Annotated in this window: 4 protein-coding genes; all 4 read left to right on the top strand. The window is 65.7% G+C overall.

The window, feature by feature from the left end; all coding sequences use genetic code 11:
- The first annotated feature begins 649 nt into the window (after positions 1 to 649).
- The 4 genes from AC01FP_RS16275 to AC01FP_RS16290 all read left to right on the top strand — a co-directional run bounded on the left by AC01FP_RS16275 (position 650) and on the right by AC01FP_RS16290 (position 4,088).
- Complete coding sequence (locus AC01FP_RS16275; RefSeq protein ID WP_474481716.1) at positions 650 to 1,147, top strand: SLOG family protein; 498 nt, start codon at positions 650 to 652, stop codon at positions 1,145 to 1,147.
- Between the two features lie 75 nt (positions 1,148 to 1,222).
- The gene (locus AC01FP_RS16280) at positions 1,223 to 1,855 is read left to right on the top strand and encodes a siphovirus Gp157 family protein (RefSeq protein ID WP_474481717.1); all 633 of its coding nucleotides are present in this window, start codon (positions 1,223 to 1,225) and stop codon (positions 1,853 to 1,855) included.
- A gap of 109 nt (positions 1,856 to 1,964) precedes the next feature.
- Positions 1,965 to 2,270 carry a hypothetical protein gene (locus AC01FP_RS16285; RefSeq protein WP_474481718.1) on the top strand — a complete coding sequence of 102 codons (306 nt, stop codon included), beginning with the start codon at positions 1,965 to 1,967 and terminating at the stop codon, positions 2,268 to 2,270.
- Positions 2,271 to 2,300: 30 nt separating this feature from the next.
- A complete protein-coding gene (locus AC01FP_RS16290; protein ID WP_474481719.1) occupies positions 2,301 to 4,088 on the top strand; it encodes a recombinase family protein in 1,788 nt (595 codons plus the stop codon).
- Positions 4,089 to 4,192 lie beyond the last annotated feature (104 nt).

The raw sequence follows: 4,192 nt of genomic DNA on the forward strand, positions 1-4,192 counted from the left end.
GTCAAGGTCAGAGGCAAGGACAACCTCAATCAGAACCAGATCGAGGGGATCCGTCATCTGAGATCGATCTTGGGCCCACGGCTTGATCTAAGGGTCTTCGAGTGGCTTGGCGCCTGAACACCTGCCCCACCCCGGCAGCGGGGCGTGATGGTGTCACGCGGCGCAAGGGCTGCGCAAGTCGGTGAGGCCGCTGCGCGGTCACCGACCCTTGCGCTCGCGTGATCTCTTGCCTCCTCGCCGCCGCCGGGATGGGTGGCTCAGATCACCCTGGCCCGGCGCTGCTCCCGCGGCTGCGGTGCCCATGTAATCCCAGGCCCAGGGTGCTGGGTTGGGGTGCTGAAAGCCGGTCGAGGGCCTCGCGCGGCTGCGCGGTGATTCACCAGGGTTAGAGCGATGGGAGAGCGTCAATAAGGGCCCACTTGCTATCAGAGAAGCCAGCTGTCACCCGATCAGCGGCAGGTGCCCAGATCCATTCCCCCAGAGTGGTTCTGCCTGCCTATAAGTGCAGTTGTACTGGTAGAATATGGGCTGCGCCAAAGGCCCCAAGCCCATCGCCTGCGGTAATCCAATCCCCTGATCTCGCCAGCGCTGCCGCTCTTTTATTTGCGGTGTGTTGCCCCGATCAGTTGTCACCTCTGGCAGCTGATTCATGGATCTTTATCTCTCATCTAGCCCTGAAATAGCCCCATCCCACTCGCTTGTGATCGCGGCCGGGGGTGGTCGTGATCTGGCCTGGCCCCATCAGCGCGTGGCCGCTGAGCTGCTCGCCCGCAGCGGCGGGCGCCTTGTTCACTTATTGCTCCACGGCGGTGCCCGTGGCGCTGATGCCGCCATTGGTCGGGCGGCCCAGCAGCTGGGCTGGTCTTCCGCGGTGATGCCAGCCCAGTGGGAGCGGCATGGCCGGGCCGCCGGGCCGATCCGCAATCGTGAGCTGCTCCAGCAGGCCATTGCCAAAGCCATGGCCCACACATCCCAGGGATCGCTCGCATCGGTGTTGGTGGTGGCCTTTCCCGGTGGCCCAGGCACCGCCTCGCTGGTGAGAGAAGCCCGCCGCATGGCGCCCCGCTCCCCGGTGCCGATCTCCGTGGCCGAGATCAGCCCATCGGCCGGGCTCTGGGCAGTTCCGGCTGGCGTCGGCTGCTCCTAATCCCCCAGCACCAAAGGCCTTTGGCGCCCCTGGCGCTTCGTTCCGTTCTTTCCATCCCCATCGCTTCTCACCGTCATGGCTGTTCTCACCCCCATCCCTGCTCCAGTCGCTGCCCCTGCCCCAGCGGCAGCCCCCTCGGCATCAGGCCCTGCCTGCTCCCTCCAGCGCTCTGGTTCCCTTTGGCAGCTGGGCAGCGAGGCCCAGGAGCTCACCACCGCCATCTCCCAGCTAGCCGAGCAGCTGGAAACGGATGATCCCGAGCAGCGCGCTCTGGCCCTCGCCGAGCTGGAGGCGGCCCTACTGGCAGAAGAAGGCAATAAGCAGGCCCTCGCCGCTAAGGCCGATGCCACCTGCTGGGTGATCGAGCATCTGCGCGGTCAGGCCGCCTACCGCCAGCAGCAGGCCAAGCGGCTCGCCGATCTGGCCCGTAGTGATGCCGGCCGGGCTGATGCGCTGGAGGAATCGCTGGTGTTTGTTCTCACCCAGCTGCAGCCCGCAGCCACCCGCTTCTCCTTCCCGGATCACGAGCTCACAAGCCGCAAGTCTCAGGCCGTGGTGATCGACGACGAGCAGGCCCTCGATGCCGAGTGGCTCACTTTCTCCACCAGCAGCAAGCCGGACAAAAACGCCATCAAGGAAGCCCTCAAGGCCGGCCGCCAGATCACCGGCGCTCAGCTGCTCAACCGCCGCTCCTGGCGCATCCACTGACCGGAGGGGGGCAGAGCCCCCCGCGACATGGCCCGCTGCAGTGGCGGGCCCTTTCTTGCTGATCCGATTTCGCTCCTTTCTTCTTCTCGCTCCATCGCTTCCCATCGCCATGACCGTCGCCGCCCCTTCCACCAATGGGTCCAGCACCAGCAGTCGTCCCGCAGCTCCTCGTCCGGCCCAGCGGCCGCTCTCCGCTCTGGAGGTGATCCGCTCCGCTGAGCGGTCCGATACGGAGAGCGCCGCAAGCCCACCATCAGCCGCAGCGCCGCAAGTCCTCCAGGCTCAGCCCCTTGGCTTCTCCCCCGAGCAGCTCGCCGCCCTGGCCGCTCCGCTGGATCGGGCCAAAGTCCGCCAGCGGGAGCAGGGCCGCAGCCGAGTGAGCTATTTGGAGGGTTGGCGTGCCATGCCGTACTGAGATACGGTCAGCAACAGCAGCACCACGGCCGTGCCCATCGCCCTTTCGTACCTCCGCGTCTCATCGCCAGAGCAGGCAGCTGCTGGCCGTACCGGCATTGATCGCCAGGCTGATGCCTTCCTGCCCTTCTGCCACAGGCATGGGCTCATCCCAAACCCTGATCCCCTTGTTGATCGGGGCTTGAGTGCTTACCACGGTCGGCATCGGAGCCGGGGGGCACTGGGCGCCTTTATCTATGCGGCCGAACAGGGCCAGATCGCCCCCGGTTCGGTGCTCGTGGTCGAGGATCTCGATAGGTTCAGCCGTGAGGCAGCCAGCCATTCAGAGCAGCTGTTACACCAGCTCTGGGATCTCGGCCTAGCCCTCGGGATTGTTCGCGATGACGTGGTTGTAGATCGCGCTAAATACGACACCGACATAGGTGTACGCCTTCAATTGCTGGTGAGGCGTGACGCGGCGCACGACTACAGCCGCAAGCTCTCCCAGCGCGTCAAGGCTGCCTCAGATCGCCGTGTCGAGCGCGGTCTGGCAGGTGAGGCGGTACTCCCCCACTGCCGGCCTCAGTGGCTCGACCATGACGAACAAACCCAGGCCTTCTCCCTCAACAGCCGCTGGCCGACTTACCGGCGGATCGTCGATCTCTGCCTGCAGGGCTTTGGGCAGGTCAAATCGGCGCAGACCCTCAACGATGAAGGACACCGCAACTCACGCGGCGGGCTCTGGGCGGCGGGTGCTGTCGGGCAGGTTCTCAGGGATCGCCGGCTGATCGGTGAGCGCCAATGGTGTGAGGTGCAGCTGCAGCCAAACGGTCGCCGCAAACGAGTTCCCACCAAGGTGCAGGGCGGGTTTTTCCCCCCGGCCATCACCGTGCAGGAGTTCGAGCGCTGTCAGCAGCTCATGCGGCAGCGTGATGGCTACCACTCACGGCAACCGACCAAATCCGACATGCGCCACAACCTGTTCCAAGGTGTGGCCCGTTGCCCCTGCGGCCAGCTCTACAGCCTCATGTCGCAAGCCAAGCCGTCAGGGCTCGTGCACCGTTATTTGACGTGCAAAGGCAAGCCCAAGCGCACTTGCAAGATGAGAAACCACCGTTACGACGAAACCCAGCTGCTAGAGCTGCTCATGCACCAGCGCTGGGGTGAGTTCTTCCACCAGCCGGCCGACAGCCAGCAGCGCCAGGTGGCTGAGCACCAGTTGCTCGCGCTTGAGCAGCAGCTGGGCCAGCAGCAGCAGCAGGCGGCAACAGCACAGCAGACCATGGCCAAGCTCCTTATCACCGGCCAGCTCGATGCAGCCACCGCCACCCTGCTGGGCCAGGCGGTGCAGGATGCTCAAGCCGCTGCTGCTGGCACCTCAGACCGGCTCGATGCAGCCCGGCTGCAGCACCAGCAGCTCATGGCCCGCCCTGATGGCCAGGCAATGGCGGCACAGATCGCCGCACGGGTGCAAGCGTTTATGGCCTCAGACCGTCTCAACCCTGCAGTGCGGCGCAGCTTCAACTCCTGGCTCACCACACTCGGCCTGGCGTTGGAGCTGCACCACCAGCAGGCGGGCCACCCTCCGCTGATGCTGGTCCGTCACGTCGATGGCAGCGACGCAGTGGAGCTGCACCAGGCCACAGCCCACGGCCAGGCGGTGCACGTCCGGGCACAGCCTGGGGCACTACACCAGCTCTGGCAGGACTTCGGCCGGGTTGAGGATGGCGCTCTTGTTCTGGACGGCGGCGATCCTGAGAAACTCCGCCGCCAGTGGCGTGAGTATGTTGCTGATCTTCAGCAGCAGGGGCTCATCCCCGGCGGTCAGCCTGCCAGCTGAGCCTCGGCCAGGCTCCTGAGCGCTTCCACCAGGTGGCGCTCCAGCACTAGGCCCACCTCCGTGCGCTGCTCCGGTGTCAGACCCCCGGCAGCCTTGGCCAGCTC

The sequence above is a fragment of the Cyanobium sp. NIVA-CYA 375 genome (assembly GCF_056108345.1).

What these genes read in the sequence shown, in the direction of transcription:
- AC01FP_RS16275 (WP_474481716.1), top strand. Translation starts at nt 650, where the DNA reads ATGGATCTTTATCTCTCATCTAGCCCTGAAATAGCCCCATCCCACTCG.
- AC01FP_RS16280 (WP_474481717.1), top strand. Translation starts at nt 1,223, where the DNA reads ATGGCTGTTCTCACCCCCATCCCTGCTCCAGTCGCTGCCCCTGCCCCA.
- AC01FP_RS16285 (WP_474481718.1), top strand. Translation starts at nt 1,965, where the DNA reads ATGACCGTCGCCGCCCCTTCCACCAATGGGTCCAGCACCAGCAGTCGT.